The 15,823-nt window shown below is 70.0% G+C and carries 13 protein-coding genes and 1 pseudogene; 7 read left to right on the forward strand and 7 right to left on the reverse strand.

Translation table 11 applies throughout. The features are described from left to right. Window positions 1-3 precede the first annotated feature (3 nt). The 7 genes and pseudogenes from AC5IG3_RS13630 to AC5IG3_RS13660 all read right to left on the reverse strand — a co-directional run bounded on the left by AC5IG3_RS13630 (window position 4) and on the right by AC5IG3_RS13660 (window position 7,889). Window positions 4-1,593, reverse strand: a complete 1,590-nt coding sequence (locus tag AC5IG3_RS13630; RefSeq protein WP_491906844.1) for a gamma-glutamyltransferase family protein — start codon at window positions 1,591-1,593, stop codon at window positions 4-6. Window positions 1,594-1,613: 20 nt separating this feature from the next. Then, entirely contained in the window at window positions 1,614-2,321 is a 708-nt protein-coding gene (locus AC5IG3_RS13635) for a GntR family transcriptional regulator (RefSeq protein WP_491906845.1), read from the reverse strand. Further along, window positions 2,318-3,335, reverse strand: a pseudogene (locus tag AC5IG3_RS13640) (ABC transporter ATP-binding protein). Before AC5IG3_RS13640 ends, AC5IG3_RS13635 begins: the two are co-directional and overlap by 4 nt. Continuing rightward, window positions 3,332-4,381 carry an ABC transporter ATP-binding protein gene (locus tag AC5IG3_RS13645; protein WP_491906846.1) on the reverse strand — a complete coding sequence of 350 codons (1,050 nt, stop codon included), beginning with the start codon at window positions 4,379-4,381 and terminating at the stop codon, window positions 3,332-3,334. The pseudogene AC5IG3_RS13640 and the gene AC5IG3_RS13645 overlap by 4 nt, the downstream one beginning before the upstream one ends. Continuing rightward, window positions 4,378-5,289, reverse strand: coding sequence for an ABC transporter permease (locus AC5IG3_RS13650; RefSeq protein ID WP_491906847.1), 912 nt, complete (start codon window positions 5,287-5,289; stop codon window positions 4,378-4,380). Before AC5IG3_RS13650 ends, AC5IG3_RS13645 begins: the two co-directional genes overlap by 4 nt. Before the next feature lie 10 nt (window positions 5,290-5,299). Next, window positions 5,300-6,262, reverse strand: a complete 963-nt coding sequence (locus AC5IG3_RS13655; RefSeq protein WP_491906848.1) for an ABC transporter permease — start codon at window positions 6,260-6,262, stop codon at window positions 5,300-5,302. A gap of 7 nt (window positions 6,263-6,269) precedes the next feature. Further along, a complete protein-coding gene (locus AC5IG3_RS13660) occupies window positions 6,270-7,889 on the reverse strand; it encodes an ABC transporter substrate-binding protein (protein ID WP_491906849.1) in 1,620 nt (539 codons plus the stop codon). A 343-nt stretch (window positions 7,890-8,232) separates the two neighbouring features. Here AC5IG3_RS13660 and AC5IG3_RS13665 point away from each other — a divergent pair, with 343 nt between their 5' ends. The 7 genes from AC5IG3_RS13665 (at window position 8,233) to AC5IG3_RS13695 (ending at window position 15,819) form a co-directional block, all read left to right on the forward strand. Next, on the forward strand, window positions 8,233-8,928 hold the full coding sequence (locus AC5IG3_RS13665; RefSeq protein WP_491906850.1) for an EF-hand domain-containing protein: 696 nt from the start codon (window positions 8,233-8,235) through the stop codon (window positions 8,926-8,928). Window positions 8,929-9,000: 72 nt separating this feature from the next. Continuing rightward, window positions 9,001-9,708 (forward strand): response regulator, encoded by a 708-nt coding sequence (locus AC5IG3_RS13670; RefSeq protein WP_491906851.1) that lies wholly within the window; start codon window positions 9,001-9,003, stop codon window positions 9,706-9,708. After that, a complete protein-coding gene (locus tag AC5IG3_RS13675; protein WP_491906852.1) occupies window positions 9,705-10,832 on the forward strand; it encodes an ATP-binding protein in 1,128 nt (375 codons plus the stop codon). The genes AC5IG3_RS13670 and AC5IG3_RS13675 overlap by 4 nt, the downstream gene beginning before the upstream one ends. Window positions 10,833-10,931: 99 nt before the next feature. Further along, window positions 10,932-11,891, forward strand: coding sequence for a cation diffusion facilitator family transporter (locus AC5IG3_RS13680; RefSeq protein WP_491906853.1), 960 nt, complete (start codon window positions 10,932-10,934; stop codon window positions 11,889-11,891). Then, window positions 11,888-14,482, forward strand: coding sequence for a cation-translocating P-type ATPase (locus AC5IG3_RS13685; RefSeq protein WP_491906854.1), 2,595 nt, complete (start codon window positions 11,888-11,890; stop codon window positions 14,480-14,482). Before AC5IG3_RS13680 ends, AC5IG3_RS13685 begins: the two co-directional genes overlap by 4 nt. Continuing rightward, window positions 14,479-15,543, forward strand: coding sequence for a DMT family transporter (locus tag AC5IG3_RS13690; protein ID WP_491906855.1), 1,065 nt, complete (start codon window positions 14,479-14,481; stop codon window positions 15,541-15,543). The genes AC5IG3_RS13685 and AC5IG3_RS13690 overlap by 4 nt, the downstream gene beginning before the upstream one ends. 18 nt (window positions 15,544-15,561) lie before the next feature. After that, on the forward strand, window positions 15,562-15,819 hold the full coding sequence (locus AC5IG3_RS13695) for a hypothetical protein (protein WP_491906856.1): 258 nt from the start codon (window positions 15,562-15,564) through the stop codon (window positions 15,817-15,819). Window positions 15,820-15,823: the final 4 nt, after the last annotated feature.

The following is a 15,823-nucleotide window of genomic DNA, read 5'->3' on the forward strand; positions in this document are numbered from 1 at the left end:
GCCTCACCAGGCCGCAACGCAGCCGTCGCTGCGCGGGTCTTCGCCGCCTTCGATCCAGCCGCCCGGGTGCAGCAGCAGCGCGCCGGCGTGGCCCATGCGCTCATCCAGGTCCGACACCACCTCGACCGGGTGGCCCAGCGCACGCAGCTGCTCGATCAGCGCGGGCGCATAGCGCGCTTCGATCTTCAGCGTCGTACTCTGCTCGGCCCAGGTGCGGCCCAGCAGCCAGCGCGGCGCGGCCACCGCCGAGCGCACGTCGTGGCCGCCCCAGACGATGCGCGCGAACACCGCCGCCTGGGTCTGCGGCTGGCCCTCGCCGCCCATCGTACCGTAGACCAGCAGCCGGCCGTCGGCGAGTTCGGCCATCGCGGGGTTCAGCGTGTGGAAGGGCTTGCGGCCCGGCCCGAGGCTGCGCAGGCGGCCCGGGGCGAGGTCGAACGAGCAGCCGCGGTTCTGCCACCAGATGCCGGTGTGGGGCAGCACCACGCCGCTGCCGAACTCGAAGTAGATGCTCTGGATCATGCTGACGGCGCGGCCGGCGGCGTCGATCACGCCCATCCAGGTGGTGTCGCCGTCGCTCACCGGTGCCGGCCACGGGCTGGCGGCGCCCAGCGGCACCGCGTCGGCCATGCGCTGCAGGCGCTCGGCGCTGAGCAACTCGGTGGCGTCGAGCGCCATCTGCGCCGGATCGGCGACATGGCGGTCGCGCACGATGAAGGCCTGCTTGGTGGCCTCGACCAGTGCGTGGATGCCGGCCGCGTTGTCGGGGCTCCAGCCGGCCTGGTGCAGGCGCTCGTAGACGCCCAGGATCATCAGCGAGGCCACGCCCTGCGTCGGCGGCGCCTGGTTGTAGAGCCGCCCGGCCTGCAGCTGCAGGGCCAGCGGCGCCTGCAGCGTGGCGTGCTGTGCGGCCAGGTCGGCGGCGGTGATGGGGCTGCCGACGGCGGCCAGGTCCTGCGCGATCTGGCGCGCCAGATCGCCGCGGTAGTAGTCGTCGGGGCCGGCGTCGGCGATCTGCTGCAGCGTGGCCGCCAGCGTCGGGAAGCGGTGGCGGCTGCCGTAGCGCGGCACGTCGCCGTCGGGCATGAAGCTGGCCGCGAAGCCCGGCAGCGCTTCCAGCTCGGCGCGCTTGGCGCGGGTGTTCTGCTCCTGGCTGTGCGTGACCGGAAAGCCGTCGCGGGCGTAGCCGATGGCCGATTCGAGCAGGCGCGCGAACGGCAGCCGGCCGCCCCAGGCGTCGCGGCTGTGGCGCCACGCAGTGGCCCAGCCTGAGACGGTGCCGGCCACGGTGTTGGCCGCCAGCGGGCCGCGCCAGGGAATGGTGGCGGCGTCACCGTACAGCCCGGCGTGCACGCCCGCGCCGGTGCGGCCGCAGGCGTCGATCGAGCGCACCGGCTGGCCGGGCTCGCGCAGCAGCCAGAAGCCGTCGCCGCCGATGCCGGTCATGTGCGGGTAGACGACGGCCAGCGTCGAGGCCACCGCAATCGTCGCCTCGATCGCATTGCCGCCCTCGCGCAGGATGTCGAGGCCGGCCTGCGAGGCCAGCGAGTGCGGCGCAACGACAGCGCCCCGGGTGCCGAGGATGGGTTTCATCAGGGTGCTCAAGGTGATGCTCACGGTGAAATAGCGGCTTCAGGCACCGCCGTCGAGGTCCAGGCCGGTGCGAGCCGGCCGGCCGCGCCCCGCGCCGACAGCAGGTGATGGCGCATTTCGCGGTGCGCCGCCACGGCGTCGTGGGCCAGGATGGCCTCGATGATGGCCGAATGCTCGGCGAACGATTCGCCGATGCGCTCCAACTGGCGGAACTGGGTCCGCCGGAACGGCGCGACGCGGTGGCGCAGCGCGATGGCGGTGTCGCTCAGCACCGGGTTGTGCGCGCCGTGGATGATGACCAAGTGCAGCTCCAGATTGAGCGCGTCGTAGCGGTCGATGTCGCTCGCCTGCATGGCCTGCCGGCTCTGGGCGTGCAGGCTGCGCAGCGTGGCGAGTTCGGGCTCGCTCATGCGCAGCGCGGCGTGGCGGGCGCAGGCGGCTTCGAGCTCGCCGATGGCCTCGAACAGGTCATCAAGCTGCTCGGGGTCAAGCCCCGCCACCACCGAACCCCGGTTCGGCCGCACCACCACCAGCCCGGTGGTGGCAAGTTGCTTGAGCGCCTCGCGCACCGGCGTGCGCGACACGCCGAAGCGTTGCGCCAGCATGACCTCGTCGAGCCGCGTGCCAGGCGCGAACTGACCCAGCACGATGGCCTCGGCGAGCTGCTGGCAGACGTCGTCGGCCAGGCGGCCCCGCACGCGCGGGGCGGCAGCAGCTTCGGCGTTCATGCCGCCACCGCCGTCGGCAACGATGCCTCAGCCACCGGATGCCAGCAGGCCAGCGCCTGACCGGGCTGCCGCCGCAGTGCCGGCTGCGCGCTGCGGCACTGTGCGCTGGCTGCCGCGCAGCGCGGCGCGAAGGCGCAGCCCGGCGGCAGGGCCGACAGGTCGGGCGGCGCGCCCGGAATGGTCGGCAGCACCTGGCCGCGCTGGTCGGCGCCGACGGTGGAACGCAGCAGCCCGGCGGTGTAGGGGTGGCGCGGCGCCTGCACGATGCCGGCCACGCGGTTCTCCTCGACGATGCGGCCGGCATACATCACCGCGATGCGGTCGGCCACCTCGACCGCCGCGCCGATGTCGTGGGTGACGAAGATCACCGCCATGCCGGTCTCGCGCTGCAGTTCGCGCAGCAGCAGCAGGATCTGGATCTGCACCGTGGCGTCGAGCGCCGTGGTCGGCTCGTCGGCCAGCAGCAGTTTCGGCCCGCAGGCCAGGGCCAGCGCGATCATGGCGCGCTGGCGCATGCCGCCCGAGAGTTCGTGCGGGTAGGCGTCGAGCCGGCGCTTCGCCTGCGGGATCTGCACCCGGTCGAGCATCTGCAGCGCGCGTTCGCGCGCCGCGCTGCGGCTGATGCCTTCGTGCGGCGCGCACCGACTCGGCGATCTGGTCGCCAATCGTGTAGACCGGGTCGAACGCCAGCCCCGGCTCCTGGAACACCATCGACACCACGCCGCCGCGGTACCGCTGCAGCGCGCGGCCCTGCAGGGCGAGCACGTCCTGGCCGTCGACCGTGATCTGGCCGCTGATGCGGGTGGTGCGCGGCGCGTGCAGGCGCAGCAGGGTGCGCAGCGTCACGCTCTTGCCCGAACCGGACTCGCCCAGCAGGCCTAGCACCTCGCCAGCAGCCAGATCGAAGCTCAGGTCGTTGAGCGCGCTGGCGGTGCGCTCGCCGGTGAACTGCACGCCGAGGTTGCGTACCGACAACAGCGGGGAAAGCGGAGGTGAAAGCAGGGGCGCATTCATGCGTTCATCTCCAGAGGCGCTGTCACGGGGGCGTGGGGATGACCCGAGGCCGGATCGTCCAGGTGGCAGGCCGACCAGTGGCCGGCGCTCGTTTCACGCAGCTGCGGCGCGGTGGCCGCACAGACCGGCTGCGCGTGCGGGCAGCGATCGCGGAAGCGGCAGCCGCTGGGCGGGTTGATCGGGTTGGGCGGGTCGCCGGCCAGCGGCGAACGCTCGGTGCGGTGGGCCGGGTCCATGCTGGGCACCGCCGACAGCAGCGCGCGGGTGTAGGGGTGGCGTGGCGCACCGTAGAGCGCCTCGACCGGGCCGATCTCGACCACCTGGCCGAGGTACATCACCATCACCCGGTCGGCGAGGTAATGCACCACGTGCAGGTCGTGCGAGATGAACAGGTAGGTCAGGCCGCGCTCGGCTTTCAGCTCCTGCAGCAGGTTCAGCACCTGGGCCTGTACCGACTTGTCGAGTGCAGCCACCGCCTCGTCGAGGATCAGCAGCCGCGGCTCGAAGGCCAGCGCACGGGCGATGTTGGCGCGCTGGCGTTGGCCGCCGGAGAGTTCGTGCGGGTAGCGCGAGCCGAACATCTCGGCGGCCAGGCCGACCCGGTCGAGCAGGGCGCGGGCCCGCGCCAGCGCCGCCGCCTTCGACAGGCCGTGCACCTGCGGGCCGTAAGCGACCGCCTCCAGGATCGTCAGGCGCGGGTTCAGCGAGGCGAACGAGTCCTGGAACACCATCTGCAGGTTGCGGCGGAAGTCCTTCAGCGCCAGGCCGCCGTACTGGCCGACGCCTTCGCCGTCGAACACCAGCTCGCCGCTGTCGGGATCCATCAACCGCGCGATCAACCGCGCGGTGGTCGACTTGCCGCAGCCGGACTCGCCGACCACGCCCAGCGTCTCGCCCTTGGCGACCTCGAAGCTGACGCCGTCGACGGCGCGCACGGTCTTGCGCTCGCGCTCGAACAGGCCGCCGCGCACGGCAAAGTGCTTGCGCAGCTGGCTCACGCGCAGCAGCGGTTGGGCGGGGCCGCCACGGTCTTCTTGAGGATTCATCGGCGCAGGTCCATCGCCGAGCGCACACCGTCGGCCAGCAGGTTGAAGGCAATCGAGGTGATGAAGATCATCACGCCGGGCAGCGCCGCGATCCACGGGTTGACGTAGATGGCCGAGCGCAGGGTGTTGAGCATCAGGCCCCATTCGGGCTCGGGCGGCTTGACGCCCAGGCCCAGGAACGACAGGCCCGAGGCCAGGATCATGCTCACGCTGATCAGCCCGGTGGCGTAGACGAACACCGGGCCGAGCACGTTGCCGAGCACGTGCACGCGGATGATCGACAGCGCGCCGGCGCCGCTCATGCGCGCGGCGTCGATGTAGTCGAGCCCGCGCACCTGCGTGGTGACACTCTCGGCCACGCGCACCACCTGAGGCACGAATACCAGCGTCAGCGCAATCAGGCTGTTGCTCATGCCGGGGCCGAGCGCGCCCGAGATCGCCACCGCCAGCAGCACCGACGGGAAGGCGTAGAACACGTCGAGCGTGCGCATGATCAGCATGTTGACGCGCCCGCCGACGTAGCCGGCGAACAGCCCGATCGAAGTACCGATGCCGAAGGCGAACAGCACCGGCAGCACGCCCATCAGCAGCGACAGGCGGCCGCCGTAGAGGAGGCGCGAGACCATGTCGCGCCCCAGCTCGTCGGTGCCCAGCAGGAAGCCGGGGCTGTTGATCGGCAGCAGCCGGCGCAGCATGCTGGCCTTGTACGGGTCGGCCGGCGCCACCCAGGGCGCCAGCAGCGCACCGCCGACGATCAGCAACAGCAGCAGTGCGCTCAGCACGGTGACCGGGTCGCGCCGCAACTGGCGCAGCACGCCGGCCCAGTAGCTGCGCCGGGGCGCGGGGCGCGCGGGCGGCAACGCGTCGCCGCTCGCGGCAGGGACAGTCAAGACGGGGGCAGAAGACATGGCGACGCTTTCAAGCCCGACCCATGCGCGGGTCGACGAGCGGCTGGACGATGTCGACCAGCAGATTGAGCGCCACGAAGAACAGGCACAGCACCAGGATCGTGCCCTGCAGCAGCGGAATGTCGCGCTGGAAGATGGCGGTGTTGAGCAGGAAGCCGGTGCCCGGCCAGGCGAACACGGTCTCGACCAGGATCGAGCCGCCCATCAGGTAGCCGACCTGCAGGCCGGCCACCGCCAGCACCGTCGGCGCGGCGTTCTTGGCCACGTGGCGAAACACCGCCACGTCGCTCAGGCCGCGCGCGCGCAGCGCGACGACGAACTCCTGGTGGAGCGTCTCGGCCACCAGCGCCCGCACCGTGCGCGTGATGATGCCCATCGGGATCACGCACAGCGTCGCCGCCGGCAGCACCAGGTGGCGCAGGTGCGCCAGGTCCCAGGCCCAGCGGCCGGCGCCGTCGCCCCCGCTCGGCCCGGCCCCCATCGCCGGCAGCCAGCCGAGCACGACCGAGAACACGATCGTCAGCACCAGGCCCAACCAGTAATGCGGCACGCTCACGCCGATCACCGAAATCAGGCTGGCCACCCGATCGACCCAACTGCCGACGCGGTAGCCAGCCAGCGCCCCGAGCACGCAGCCCAGGCCGACGCCGACCGCCGCGGCCACGCCTGCCAGCAGCAGCGTGTTGCTGGTGGCCGCCAGCACCTCGTCCACCACGGCCCGGCCGCTGGCGATCGACACGCCCAGGTCGCCCTGCACCGCCCGCGCCAGCCACAGGCCGTAGCGCACCGGCAGCGGCTGGTCAAGGCCGTAGGTGACGCGCAGCGCCTCGATCACCTCGGCCGGGGCATCGGCCGGGGCGATCGCGTTGAGCGGATCGCCCGGCGCGATGTAGACCAGCATGAACGAGACCAGGGTCACGCCGAGCGCGATCGGCAGCGCGTACAGCAGGCGCTTGAGCAGGTAGGTCAGCATCGTGCCGTCACATGCCGAGGGTGGTCAGGTCCTGGAACCAGTGCTGCGCCTGCACGAAGCTCTTGACCTTGGGCGACAGCGCGTGTGGGTTGGTGTCGTGCACGACCCAGAGCATCAGCGCGTCGTCGACCATGGTCTGGTGCACCTGGGCCAGCAGCTTGTCCTGCACCTTGGTGTCGAAGCTGGCGCGGATCTGGTCGATGGCGGTGTTGACCGCCGGGTTGTCGTAGCCGCCCCAGTTGACGCCGTTGGGCGCCACGTACTTGCCGTAGGCGAAGCGCGTCAGCGCATAGAACGGGTCGGCGGTGACGTAGCCCAGGTTGATGGCCGTGATGCCCTTGCCGGCGTTCATGTCCGACTTGGCACCGCTGCGCCAGTGCAGGTAGAGGTTCTCCAGCTCGACCACCTGGAACTCGACCTGGATGTTGACCTCGGCCAGGCTCTGCTGGATGAACTCGTTCATCGGCAGCGACAGCATCTGGCCGGTGCCGCCCTGGGCGATGATGACCTTGGCCTTGAGCGGCTTGGCCTGGCTGTAGCCGGCCTGCGCCATCAGCGCGCGTGCGGCGGGCAGGTCGTACTTGATGTCGAAGGTCGGCTTGCCGAACCAGGGGCTGGTGGCGTCAAGCTGGCCCTTGGCGGCCGTGGCCTGGCCGTTGAGCAACTGCACGATGGCAGCGCGGTCGATCGCAAGGTTGGCGGCCTTGCGCACGCGGATGTCGGTCCAGGGCGAGCCCGACTGGGTGCTGAAGTGGTAGGGCCAGACGTGCGGCGTGACGTTCTGCACCAGCTTGAAGCCCTTGGCCTTGAGCTGCGGCAGGATGTCCGGCGGCGGCGTCTCGATCAGGTCGACCTGGCCGTTGAGCAGCGCGTTGGCGCGCGTCACCGCATCGGGGATCGGCACCAGCACGATGCGGTCGGTCTTGGCGGTGCGGGTCTTGTCCCAGTAGCCGGCGTTCTTGACCAGGTCGGCGCGCTCGCGCGGCACCAGCTTGTCGAGCTTGAACGGGCCGGTGCCCGAGGGCTGCAGCGCGACCTTGGCCCAGTCCTTGCCCATTTTTTCCCACTGCGCCGGGCTGCCGATCAGGAACCAGGGCAGCTGATAGGGGAACAGCGCGTCGACGTCCTTGGTCGTGATCTCGAACGTGTAGTCGCCGACCTTCTTGTACGACGCGATCGACGGGATGCGCGACTTGACCTGCGCCGCCTGCTTGGCGTCGAACTGCGGCGACTTGTCGTTGAGGACCTTGTCGAGGTTCCACAGCACCGCATCGGCCTTGAACTCGCTGCCGTCATGGAACTTGACGCCACGGCGCAATGTGAAGCGCCAGACCTTGTTGTCCTTGGCGTCGACCTTCCACTCGGTGGCCAGGCCGGGCACGAGCTTGCCCGGGCGGGTGCCGATGTTGGCTTCCCACGCGATCAGCGGGTCATAGAGGGTGTGGCCGGTGAACTGGTAGGCGCCGGCGCCGCGGTCAGGCTGGCCGGTGGTCAGCGGGATGTCGGCCATCGAGATGCCGTAGCGCGCCACCGTTTCGGCCTGCGCCACATTCATGGCCAGCGCCAGGGGCAGGGCCATCAACATCGCCGGCAAGCCGCGCGACCATGACTTGGAGAGGTGAATCATTGCAAGAACTCCAGCGGGGGGAATGGAGTTCAAATTGCATGCAATGTGCCAGTTCAGCGCTTTGATCGCATGTATTTGCTATCTGTCTAACAGCATTGAGATTTTTGGGAAATGCATGCAGACAAGCCTGTTTTCAGTTGCATGCAAAGGCACCGAACCCAGGCATGAAGACGGGTCTTGCATGCAAGTTGGTGCGACAGGGATGAACATGCCCCGAACAGGCCCACGAACCGCCCGCTGATTGAGCGCCCGGAGGCCCTTTTGTGTCTGCGTCGACACAAGTCCGACACGTCCGGGTGACGCACCGATTCAAGAATCAGGTCTTTCTTGAAAGGAGGCCCCGATGAGTTCGATCAGCAGCGTGAGCGGCGCCAACAGCGCCTGGTCCACCCTGGCGAGCAACCGCGCGAGCCAGATGCGCGAGAAGATGTTCGCCAAGGCAGACGCCGACAGCAGCGGCAGCGTCGATTCGTCCGAGCTGCAGGGCATGCTCGACAAGTTCAGCGAGAAGACCGGCACCTCGCTGGGCACGGCCGACGACCTGATGTCCAAGATGGACACCAGCGGCGACGGCAGCCTGAGCCAGGACGAGCTGGCCGACGGCATGCAGAGCGTGATGCCGCCGCCACCCTCGACGATGGCCTTCGCCCAGCAGCGCACCGGCCATGCCGGCGGCGATGGTGATGGCGACCACGATGGTCCGCCGCCCGCCGGAGGTCCGGGCGGCCCACCGCCTGCAGGCGCCACTTCAGGCGCGTCGTCCAGCACCTCGGCCAGCAGCACGGACAGCAGCACCCTCGATCCGCTCGACACCAACCAGGACGGCACCGTCTCGGCGGAGGAGCGGCTGGTGGGCGCGCTCAAGGACATCCTGGCGCAAGCCGACGGCAACGGTGACAAGAAGCTGAGCGGCAGCGAGGCCAGCAGTTTCAAGGACCAGCTCAGCGCCGCCATCGACAACGCCATCAAGCAGTACACGCAGACCTCCGGCACCGCTGCCTCAGCCAGCAGCGACAGCACGGTCAGCCTGACCGCGTGAGGCGGCATCAAAGCGGCTTCAGGCCCGCCGGCCACAATGCGGCGCCCTGCCCGCCCCTGAACCCGAGACGCCATGACCCGCTGCCTGCTCGTTGACGACGACCCCGAGATCTGCGCCTCGGTCACCGATTACCTGCAGCGCTTCGGCATCCAGGTGAGCGCGGTGGGCAGCGGTGCCGAGATGCGGCGCATGCTGGGCGGGGCGTCCTTCGACGTGGTGCTGCTCGATGTGATGCTGCCCGACGACCACGGCTTCGACCTGTGCCGCTGGCTGCGCCAGAAGCACAGGCTGCCGATCATCATGCTGACCGCGCAGGGCGACCCACTCAGCCGGATCGTAGGGCTGGAGATCGGCGCGGACGACTACCTCGGCAAGCCTTTCGAGCCGCGCGAGCTGGTCGCCCGCATCAACGCGGTCTTGCGGCGGGTGGCCCAGGGCGAGCCTTCGCCGTCGCGCCACAGCTTGCGCGCAGCGCGTTTCGAGGGCTGGACGCTGGACCGCGCGCAGCGCCTGCTGCTGTCACCGCAGCAGGTGGTGGTGGCGCTGTCGAATGCCGAGTACCGGCTGCTGGTGGCCTTCATCGACCACCCGATGCGCGTGCTCAGCCGCGATCAGCTGGTGGACCTGACGGTGGCCGACGGCGTGGAGGTCAACCACCGCAGCGTCGACCTGGCGGTGTCGCGCCTGCGCCAGAAGCTGGGCGATTCACCGCGCAGCCCGACGCTGATCCAGACCGTGCGCGGCGAGGGCTATCTGTTCAACAGCCGCGCCACGACATGAAGCTCAACTGGTGGGCCGACACGCTGTTCAAGCGCCTGTTCGTGCTGATGTGGCTGAGCCTGGTGTTGAGCAGCGTCGTGGCCTTCAATGTGGTCACGCAAGGGCCATGGGGCGGACCACCGCCGGGACCCGGCCACAACACCGGACTGACACTGTCGACCGGCCCGGTGCTGCCCTCGCTGCCGCCCACGCCGGGGCTGCCGGGTGGCCCGCCACCCGAGCCATCACAAGGACAAGGCGCGCCGCATGGCCTGCCCACGCCGCTGCTGCTGCTCGACTACGGCATCCGCCTGCTGATCATCGGCGCGGCGTCGTGGTGGGGCGCGCGCTGGCTGTCGGCACCGATGCAGCGGCTGGTGGAGGCGTCGCAGTCGCTGGCCTCGGCCATTGGCCGTGACGGCGCCTTGCCCGAACTCGACCAGACGCGCGGCACCGCCGAAGTGCGCGAGGCCGCCCAGGTCTTCAACGCCATGGCTCAGCAGCTGGGCCAGCAGTACCGCAGCCGTGCGCTGATGGTGGCCGCGCTGTCGCACGATCTGCGCACGCCGCTGACGCGGGTGCGCCTGCGGCTGGAGTCGCTGCAGGCCGAGCCGGCAGCGCAGCGCTGCATTGCCGACATCCGCGAGATGGACGCGCTGATCGACGCCGTGCTGGAGGTCTTCCGCGAATCCAGCCTGTCCGAGCCCTCACAGGTCACGCACGTGCTGGCGATGGTGCAGTCGCTCGGTGACGATCTGGTCGAGCAGGGCCACACGGTCACGACCGACGGCGACGCGGCCGTCATCGAGACGCAGCCGGTCGCGCTGCGGCGCGTGCTCAGCAACCTGATCAACAACGCGGTGCGCTACGGCGGGCTGGCGCGGGTGAGCGTGGTCGAGGCCGAAGACGGCCTCCGCGTGACGGTGGACGACGACGGACCGGGCATCGCGCCCGAGCACCTCGAAGCGGTCTTCCAGCCCTTCTACCGGCTGGAGACCTCCCGCAACCGCCAGACCGGCGGCACCGGGCTCGGCCTCTACATTGCGCGCGATCTGGTGCAGCGGCAGCGCGGCTCGCTGCGGCTGAGCAACCGCCCGGAAGGCGGCCTGCGCGCCACGGTTTTCCTGCCGCGCTCCCCGCCTTGACGCCCAGGCAGGCGCAACCGAAAACACTGACGCGCATTCACACTGGCCTCAGGCAGAGCGGGTAGGCTGTGCGCTTCCCCACTGGTCCACAGAGCTGCAATGCCCTTCACCGAATTCCCTGACGATCCCGAAGACACCGAACACAGTGCCGCCGAGCGGGCCAGCGCCGGCTCGCGCAGCACCTGGGTCAGCGTCGGGGTCAATCTGGTGCTGACCGTGATCCAGATCGGCGTCGGCCTCGCCGCCAAGTCCCAGGCGCTGGTGGCCGACGGCATCCATTCGCTGTCGGACCTGGTCGCCGACTTCGTCGTGCTGTTTGCCAGCCATCACAGCAAGAAGGACGCCGACGAGGGCCACCCCTACGGGCATCACCGCTTCGAGACCGCCGCCTCGCTGGTGCTCGGGCTGCTGCTGCTGGCGGTGGGCGTGGGCATGCTGTGGTCGGCAGCCCACAAACTGCAGGACCCCGGCACGGTGCAGCCCGTGGCTGTGCTGGCCTTGTGGGTGGCCGGTGGCGCGCTGGTCGCCAAGGAGCTGCTGTTTCGCTACATGCTGGCGGTGGCCAAGCGGGTCAAGTCGAGCATGCTGGTGGCCAACGCCTGGCACGCGCGCTCGGACGCGGCATCTTCGCTGGTGGTGGGCATCGGCATCATCGGCAACCTGGCGGGCTACCCGATCCTGGACCCGATTGCCGCACTCATCGTCGGCTTCATGGTCGCCAGGATGGGCTGGGAATTCGGCTGGGACGCGCTGCATGACCTGATGGACCGCGCGGTGGACGAGCAGGAGGTCGAGGCCATCCGCCAGACGCTGCTCGACACCCCGGGCGTGAGCGACGTGCACGACGTGCGCACGCGCAAGATGGGCGACATGATCGTGGTGGACGCGCACCTGGAGATCGACGGCTCGATCACCGTCGAGGCCGGTCACGACATCGCGGTGCTGGCGCGCCAGCGGGTGCTGCAGCGCCACCGCGTGCTCAACCTGATGGCGCACGTCGACCCATGGCGGCGGCCCGATCTGGACCACGCCGCGTCCCGCCTGACGGCACCGTCATGAACCATGCTTCGCTCAGCCCCGTGGAACCCTCACCGGTTGCCGGCCTGAGCGAAGCCCAGGCGCAGCAGCGCCTGAACCAGGACGGCCCGAACGAGTTGCCGCACTCGCGCCCGCGCAGCGTGCTGCGCCTGCTGCGCGAGGTGGTGACCGAGCCGATGCTGCTGTTGCTGGTGGCCTGCGGCGCGCTGTACATGGTGCTGGGCGATCGCCAGGAAGCGCTGATGCTGCTCGGCTTCGTCTTTGTCGTGATGGGCATCAGCTTCGTGCAGCAACGCCGCGCCGAGCGCTCGCTGGAGGCGCTGCGCGACCTCTCCAGCCCGCGCGCCCTGGTGCGGCGCGACGGCCGGACCCGCCGCATCGCCGCACGCGCGCTGGTCTGCGGCGACACCGTGCTGCTGGCCGAAGGCGACCGCATCCCGGCCGACATGGCGCTGCGGGAAGCGGCCAACCTGGCGGTCGACGAGTCGCTGCTGACGGGTGAATCCGCGCCGGTTCTCAAGCAGCCGGCTGAACCGGTCTACGCCGGCACGCTCGTCACGCGCGGCACCGCGCAAGGCTGCGTCACCGCCACCGGGGCGCGCAGTGCGCTGGGCCGCATTGGCGTGTCGCTGGCCGGCATCGCGGTCGAGAGCACGCCGATCCAGCGCGAGACCCAGCACATCGTCAAACGCATCGCCGTCATCGGCCTGGCCTTGGCCGCCACGCTGGCCCTGGCGTGGTGGCAACTGCTGGGCAACGGCCTGCACGGCCTGCTGGCCGGCCTGACGCTGGCGATGGCCGTCCTGCCCGAGGAACTGCCGGTGGTGCTGACGCTGTTCCTGGGCCTGGGCGCCTGGCGGCTGGCGCGCGAGAAGGTGCTGGCGCGCAGCATTCCTGCAGTCGAACTGCTGGGCGCGACCACGGTGCTGTGCGTCGACAAGACCGGCACGCTGACCACCAACCGCATGGTCGTGCGGCGCCTGTGGTCCGAGCAGGCCCTGCACGAAACCCGGCCGCATCCAATACCCGGTGACACCTCGCCCGGGGTGTTGCCCGAAACCCTGCAAGAAGAGTTGCACGACGTGCTGGAGTACGCCGTGCTGGCCAGCCACCGCCGCACCTTTGACCCGATGGAGGCCGCCATCGTCGACGCCGGCCAGCGGCTGCTGGCGGGCACCGAGCACCTGCACGCCGACTGGACGCTGGTCGATGACTACCCGCTATCGGCCGAGATGCTGGCGATGTCGCGCGTCTGGCAGTCGCCCGACCGGCGCGAGCGCCTGATTGCCGCCAAGGGCGCACCCGAGGCCATCGTCGACCTCTGCCACCTCGACCCTGCGCGCAGCGAGCGCATCGCCGCGCAGGTGCTGGCCCTGGCCGGCGACGGGCTGCGCCTGCTCGGCGTGGCGCGCGCCACCTTCGCGGCCAAGACCTTGCCGGGCCAGCAGCATGATTTCGAGTTCGAGTTCCTGGGCCTGGTCGCGCTCGAAGACCCGGTGCGCCCGGACGTTCCGCAGGCCATCGCCGAATGCCAGGCTGCCGGCATCCGGGTCGTGATGATGACGGGCGATCACCCGGCCACGGCCGTGTCGGTGGCGCACCAGGCCGGGCTGAACGTGGCTGCGCCCGTCATCACCGGCACCGAACTGGCAGAACTTGGCGACGCCGAACTGCGGGCGCGCCTCGCCCACACCAGCATCTTCTGCCGCGTCCAGCCTGAGCAGAAACTGCGGCTGGTGCAGGCGTTCCGGGCCGGCTGTGACGTGGTCGCGATGACGGGCGACGGCGTCAACGACGCCCCGGCGCTGAAGGCCGCCGACATCGGCGTCGCCATGGGCGCGCGCGGCAGCGACGTGGCGCGCGAGGCCGCTGCCCTGGTGCTGCTCAACGACGATTTCTCGTCGCTGGTGACAGCGGTGCGCTACGGCCGCCGCGTGTTTGCCAACCTGCGCAAGGCGATCGTCTTCGTGGTGGCGGTGCACGTGCCCATCGTCGGCCTGTCGATACTGCCGGTGCTGCTGGGCTGGCCGATGCTGCTGATGCCGGTGCACATCCTGTTCCTGCAGCTGATCATCGACCCGGCCTGCTCGGTGGTGTTCGAGGCCGAGCCGCTGGAAGCCGACGCCATGAAAACCCCGCCGCGCCGCGCCGACCAGCGTCTGTTCGACAGCGCCGTGATGGTGCGCGGCCTGTGGCAAGGCGCCGGCTTGCTGCTGCTGCTGCTGGCGGTCCATGCCGGCGTGCGGTGGACCGCACCGCTCGGTGATCTCTCGGGCCGGGATCTGGACGACACGGCACGCGCGCTGACCTTCATGGTGCTGGTGCTCGCCAACCTCGGGCTCATCCACGTCAACCGCACCTGGGGGCCGACCCGCTGGCGCAGCACCGGCAGCGTGAACCCGCAGTTCGGCTGGATCGCACTGGCCACGCTGGCCCTGCTCGGTGGCGTGCTGGGCGTGCCGGCGCTCCGGGCGCTGTTTTCCTTCGTGCTGCCCTCACCCGCCCTGCTGCTGGCCGGACTGGGCGCGGTGCTGCTGGGCCTGCTGTGGTTCGAGACGGTCAAGGCGCGACTCGGCGCCCGCGCCACGCTCAAGCCAGAATCCCAGCCATGAGATTTCACCTCCTCCAACGCTTGCAGTTGCAGCCCGGCGTTGCGGCCGCCCTGGGCGCCGCCCTGCTCTTTGGCACGGCCACACCGCTGGCCAAGCATCTGCTGCAGAGCGTCAGCCCGTGGATGCTGGCGGGGCTGCTCTATCTGGGCTCGGGCCTGGGTCTGACCCTGTATCGACAGCTCGTGCGGGCGCCGGCCGTGCACTTGCCGCGCCAGGAGCGCCGTTGGCTCGCCGGCGCGGTTCTGGCCGGCGGCGTGATCGGACCGGTGCTGCTGATGATCGGCCTGACAGCCCTGCCCGCCTCTGCGGCATCGTTGCTGCTCAACGCCGAGTCGGTCTTCACCGCCTTGCTGGCCTGGTTCGTCTTCAAGGAAAACGTCGACCGGCGCATTGCGCTGGGCATGTTGGCGATCACGCTGGGCGCTGTGGCGCTCAGCTGGCCCGATCAGAGCCAAAGCGCAGCCCTCTGGCCGGCACTGACGGTGCTGGGCGCCTGCCTGGCCTGGGGCGTCGACAACAACCTGACCCGTAAAGTGTCCTTGTCCGACGCCACCTGGATCGCCGCCGTCAAGGGACTGGCCGCAGGCAGCGTCAACCTGACGCTGGCCTTCGTCCTGCAGGAGCGCCTGCCGGCCTGGCCGGATGTCGCCAGCGCCATGCTGCTGGGCCTGCTGGCTTACGGCGTGAGCCTGTCGCTGTTCGTGGTGGGCCTGCGCCATCTCGGCACGGCACGCACTGGCGCGTATTTTTCGATTGCACCGTTTTTCGGCACCGTCATCGCGCTGGTAGGTGGCGAGCCGGCCACGCCCGCCTTGCTGATCGGGGGCACCCTCATGGCCGTCGGGGTCGTGCTGCACCTGACCGAGCGTCATGAGCACCTGCACATGCATGAGGTGCTGGAACATGCGCATCCTCACCGGCACGATGAACATCATCAACACGTGCACGACACGGGACACCCGGTGGACGCGCGGACCCAACACACCCACTGGCACCGGCATGAGCCCTTGCGTCATGCCCACGCGCACTTCCCCGATGCCCACCATCGGCACAGCCACTGAGGCTGTCGACCTGCGCACATGAATGACCTGGCCACGTTGCAGCAACTGGGAATGGGGCTGGGGCTGGAACTGCCCGGCCCGGCCTACCTGCTGGGCGCGATCCTGTTCGGCCTGATCGGCTGGGCCGCCTACCGCCACGGCCGCAAGAACGAACGGCCCCGCACCTGGTGGCTGGGCATCGCGTTGATGCTCTATCCCTACGTCGTCTCGCGCACCTGGCTGCTTTATGCGGTGGGCGCAGCGCTCTGTGGCGCGCTCTTGCTGGACCGCGATTGACGTT

The sequence above is a fragment of the Leptothrix sp. (in: b-proteobacteria) genome (assembly GCF_965250675.1).
In the GTDB taxonomy this organism is placed as follows: domain Bacteria; phylum Pseudomonadota; class Gammaproteobacteria; order Burkholderiales; family Burkholderiaceae_C; genus Sphaerotilus.

Bases quoted from the DNA above. Each gene is read 5' to 3' on its own strand.
- AC5IG3_RS13630 (WP_491906844.1), bottom strand. From the start codon at position 1,593: ATGAAACCCATCCTCGGCACCCGGGGCGCTGTCGTTGCGCCGCACTCG.
- AC5IG3_RS13670 (WP_491906851.1), top strand. From the start codon at position 9,001: ATGACCCGCTGCCTGCTCGTTGACGACGACCCCGAGATCTGCGCCTCG.
- AC5IG3_RS13660 (WP_491906849.1), bottom strand. From the start codon at position 7,889: ATGATTCACCTCTCCAAGTCATGGTCGCGCGGCTTGCCGGCGATGTTG.
- AC5IG3_RS13675 (WP_491906852.1), top strand. From the start codon at position 9,705: ATGAAGCTCAACTGGTGGGCCGACACGCTGTTCAAGCGCCTGTTCGTG.
- AC5IG3_RS13680 (WP_491906853.1), top strand. From the start codon at position 10,932: ATGCCCTTCACCGAATTCCCTGACGATCCCGAAGACACCGAACACAGT.
- AC5IG3_RS13655 (WP_491906848.1), bottom strand. From the start codon at position 6,262: ATGCTGACCTACCTGCTCAAGCGCCTGCTGTACGCGCTGCCGATCGCG.
- AC5IG3_RS13690 (WP_491906855.1), top strand. From the start codon at position 14,479: ATGAGATTTCACCTCCTCCAACGCTTGCAGTTGCAGCCCGGCGTTGCG.
- AC5IG3_RS13635 (WP_491906845.1), bottom strand. From the start codon at position 2,321: ATGAACGCCGAAGCTGCTGCCGCCCCGCGCGTGCGGGGCCGCCTGGCC.
- AC5IG3_RS13650 (WP_491906847.1), bottom strand. From the start codon at position 5,289: ATGTCTTCTGCCCCCGTCTTGACTGTCCCTGCCGCGAGCGGCGACGCG.
- AC5IG3_RS13695 (WP_491906856.1), top strand. From the start codon at position 15,562: ATGAATGACCTGGCCACGTTGCAGCAACTGGGAATGGGGCTGGGGCTG.
- AC5IG3_RS13645 (WP_491906846.1), bottom strand. From the start codon at position 4,381: ATGAATCCTCAAGAAGACCGTGGCGGCCCCGCCCAACCGCTGCTGCGC.
- AC5IG3_RS13665 (WP_491906850.1), top strand. From the start codon at position 8,233: ATGAGTTCGATCAGCAGCGTGAGCGGCGCCAACAGCGCCTGGTCCACC.
- AC5IG3_RS13685 (WP_491906854.1), top strand. From the start codon at position 11,888: ATGAACCATGCTTCGCTCAGCCCCGTGGAACCCTCACCGGTTGCCGGC.